General features: G+C 69.0%; 3 protein-coding genes and 1 pseudogene. All 4 read right to left on the bottom strand.

The window, feature by feature from the left end:
- A partial coding sequence (locus ABZ281_RS42720) for an ATP-binding cassette domain-containing protein (protein WP_356663450.1) occupies positions 1-940 on the bottom strand: 940 nt, incomplete at its 3' end.
- Between the two features lie 349 nt (positions 941-1289).
- Positions 1290-2060 (bottom strand): ABC transporter permease, encoded by a 771-nt coding sequence (locus ABZ281_RS42725; protein WP_356663452.1) that lies wholly within the window; start codon positions 2058-2060, stop codon positions 1290-1292.
- Positions 2061-2062: 2 nt separating this feature from the next.
- A complete protein-coding gene (locus ABZ281_RS42730) occupies positions 2063-3031 on the bottom strand; it encodes an ABC transporter ATP-binding protein (RefSeq protein ID WP_356663454.1) in 969 nt (322 codons plus the stop codon).
- A gap of 85 nt (positions 3032-3116) precedes the next feature.
- A pseudogene (locus ABZ281_RS42735) lies at positions 3117-3478 on the bottom strand (cellulose-binding protein); the annotation flags it as partial.

Genomic DNA, 3478 nt, shown 5'->3' on the forward strand with positions numbered 1-3478 from the left:
GCTGGAGCCCTTCCTTCTGGTCGATCGTCGAGCGGTAGTCGACGGCGCCCTGCGTCATCCGCATGTACGCCTCCTCGAGGGAGGCCTGGTGCGGCGACAGCTCCCACAGCCGTACGCCGTGGTCGTGCGCGATGTCGCTGATGCGCGGCAGGGGCAGCCCCGTCACGCGCAGGGCGCCGTCCTGCTCGGGCAGCACGTGCCCGCCCGACTCGGTGAGCGCGGCCGACAGCTTCTCGCGCTGCTGCGGCTCGGTGTCGGGCGTGCGTACGCGCGCGAAGTCGGCGGAGTTCGCCGAGATGAAGTCGGTGACACTCATGTCGGAGAGCAGCTGACCGCGCCCGATGACGATGAGGTGGTCGGCGGTCAGCGCCATCTCGCTCATCAGGTGGGAGGAGACGAAGACCGTACGGCCCTCCGCCGCCAGCGCCTTCATCAGGTTGCGGACCCAGAGGATGCCCTCGGGATCGAGGCCGTTGACCGGCTCGTCGAAGAGCAGCACCTGCGGGTCGCCGAGCAGCGCCGCGGCGATGCCGAGCCGCTGCCCCATGCCGAGGGAGAAGCCCTTGGACCGCTTCTTGGCCACGTCCTGCAGACCGACGACGCCGAGCACCTCGTCCACCCGCCGGGCCGGGATGCCCGACAGCTGGGCGAGGGACAGCAAGTGGTTGCGGGCGGACCGGCCGCCGTGCACCGCCTTGGCGTCCAGCAGGGCGCCGACCTGACGGGCGGCGTTGGGCAGCCTGCGGTACGGATAGCCGCCGATCGTCACATGCCCGGCCGTCGGATTGTCCAGGCCGAGGATCATCCGCATCGTCGTCGACTTGCCCGAGCCGTTCGGCCCGAGGAAGCCGGTGACGGCTCCGGGCCGCACCCGGAAGGAAAGGTTGTACACAGCGGTCTTGTCGCCGTAGCGCTTCGTCAGGCCGACTGCTTCGATCATGCTCCGCACCCATCGCAAGGTTCAGGACAGCGGGGCACACGCCCCCGTAAGGGTTAGGAGGATATCGAGGCGCTGACGGTTCCACCCAAGAGGAGGCAAAAGGTCGGTCCAAGCCTGTCCCTCTAGTGCCGCGGCAGGCAACGTTCGCCCCGTCACGACGCCCGGCACGCTCCCCCAGGCTCTCGACCACGCTCCCCCAGGCTCTCGACTCCGCTCGAGCAGGGGGTACCCCCACTCGCCGCACCGGCCGAAACCTCAAGTACGGTCCAGTACGAGGGCTTCCGGCCGCCACGCCGAGAGCACGCACCGGACGCCGCTCCTCAACGGGCAAACGTTGCCTGCCGCGGCACTAGGCATCGCGCTTCTTCAGCAGCACATAGCCGCCGGCGAGTACCGCGAGCACCCACAATCCCATGATCACGAGGCCGCCCCACGGCCCGTACGGGGTGTCGTCGTCGATCGGCGTGACCACCTGCATGATCTTGCTGCCGGCCTGGTCGGGAAGAAACCGGCCGACCTTCTTCGTCGCGTCGACGTTGCCCAGGATGTTGGAGATCAGGAAGAAGAACGGCATCAGGATGCCCAGCGACAGCATCGGCGAGCGCAGCATCGCGGCGACGCCCATGGAGAACATCGCGATCAGCGCCATGTAGAGGCCCCCGCCGAGCACGGCCCGCAGCACCCCCGGGTCGCCGATCTCCGCCCGGTGCGAGCCCAGCATCGCCTGCCCCAGGAAGAAGGCGGCGAAGCTGGTGACGAGGCCGACCAGCAGGGCGAGCCCGCCGGCGACCGCGATCTTGCTGAACAGGAAGGAGCCGCGCTGCGGCACCGCGGCCAGCGAGGTGCGGATCATGCCGGTGCTGTACTCGTTCGACACGACCAGCACACCGAAGACGATCATCGCCAGCTGACCGAGACTCATCCCCGCGAAGCTGATGAACGTCGGGTCGAACTCCGCCCGGTCCTGCGCGTTCATCGAGTCGAAATCGTTCTTCGACAGCGCCGAGATCAGCATGCCGAGAGCGACCGTCACGACGACCACCAGCGAGAGTGTCCACACCGTGGACGCCACCGACCGGATCTTGGTCCACTCCGACCGTACGACCTGTGTCACCGCCATGCTCAGCCCCTCTTCCAGCCGTCGCCCCACTGCTGCCGCGGTGGCTCGGGGCTCGCCGGGCTTGTTCCGCTGTGTGCGTGGTACTCCACCGATTCCGCGGTCAGCTGCATGAACGCCTCCTCCAGCGAGGCCTGTTGCGGGCTCAGCTCGTGCAGCGTGATGCGGTGCTGGGCCGCCAGCTCACCGATGTGCTCGGCCTTGCCGCCGTCCACCTCCAGCACCCCGTCCCCGCTCTCCACGGCCACGATCCCCGCCTGGTGCAGGACGTCGAGCAGCCGCTCCCGCTGCGGACTGCGAACCCGGACGTACGAACGTGAGTTGCGGTCGATGAAGTCCGCCATGGAGGTGTCCGCGAGCAGCCGGCCCTGCCCGATCACGACGAGGTGCTCGGCCGTCAGGGCCATCTCGCTCATCAGGTGGGAGGAGACGAACACGGTCCGGCCCTGCGAGGCGAGCGACTTCATCAGGGTGCGGATCCAGTGGATGCCCTCGGGGTCGAGGCCGTTGACCGGCTCGTCGAACATCAGGATCCGCGGATCGCCGAGCAGCGCGGCCGCGATGCCGAGCCGCTGCCCCATGCCCATCGAGAAGCCCTTGGTCTTCTTCTTCGCGACCGCCGTCAGCCCGACCGTCTCCAGCACGTCCCGCACCCGGCTGCGGGGAATGCCGTTGCTCTGCGCCAGGCACAGCAGATGGTTGTAGGCGGTGCGCCCGCCGTGCCAGGCCTTGGCCTCCAGCAGGGCACCGATGTATGTGAGCGGCTCCTTGAGCTGCTGGTAGTGCTTGCCGTCGATACGGACGTCGCCGGCGGTCGGGTGGTCGAGCCCCAGGATCATCCGCATGGTCGTGGACTTGCCGGCGCCGTTGGGCCCGAGGAAGCCGGTGACGATGCCCGGTCTGACGGTGAAGGACAGGTTGTTGACCGCCACCTTCTCGCCGTACCGCTTGGTCAGCCCCTCGAGCTCAATCATGCCGCCACGCTAGAACGTGGCAAAGCCCTCTGCCACCCGAGCGGCAGAGGGCTTTGCGGAGCTTCAGACTCCGTTTGCCGGGCTGTTACCGGGACTGCTGCGCCGGGACCCCACGGGAGATCGGCTCCTCCTCGGCCGGCGTACCGGCGGCGGCCACCGCGGCGCCCGTGAGCGTCGCGAGCATCTCGCGGACGTTCGTCAGCTGGGCGTTGATGCTGTCGCGGCGGTTGGTGAGGGCCGCGAGCTCCCGCTCGGATTCCGAACGGATGCGGTCGGCCTTGGCGTTGGCGTCGGCCACGATGTCCTCGGCCTGGCGCTGGGCCGTCTCCACCGTCTGGCGGGCGCGGCGCTCGGCGTCCGTGCGCAGCTTCTCGGCCTCCAGGCGCAGCTGCTCGGCGCGGTGCTCGATCTCGGCGAGGCGCTTCTCGGCCTTGGCCTGACGGGAGG

Origin of the sequence: Streptomyces sp. NPDC006265 (genome assembly GCF_040613555.1) — a bacterium.
Classification (GTDB): domain Bacteria; phylum Actinomycetota; class Actinomycetes; order Streptomycetales; family Streptomycetaceae; genus Streptomyces.

What these genes read in the sequence shown, in the direction of transcription:
- ABZ281_RS42730 (WP_356663454.1), bottom strand. Translation starts at nt 3,031, where the DNA reads ATGATTGAGCTCGAGGGGCTGACCAAGCGGTACGGCGAGAAGGTGGCG.
- ABZ281_RS42725 (WP_356663452.1), bottom strand. Translation starts at nt 2,060, where the DNA reads ATGGCGGTGACACAGGTCGTACGGTCGGAGTGGACCAAGATCCGGTCG.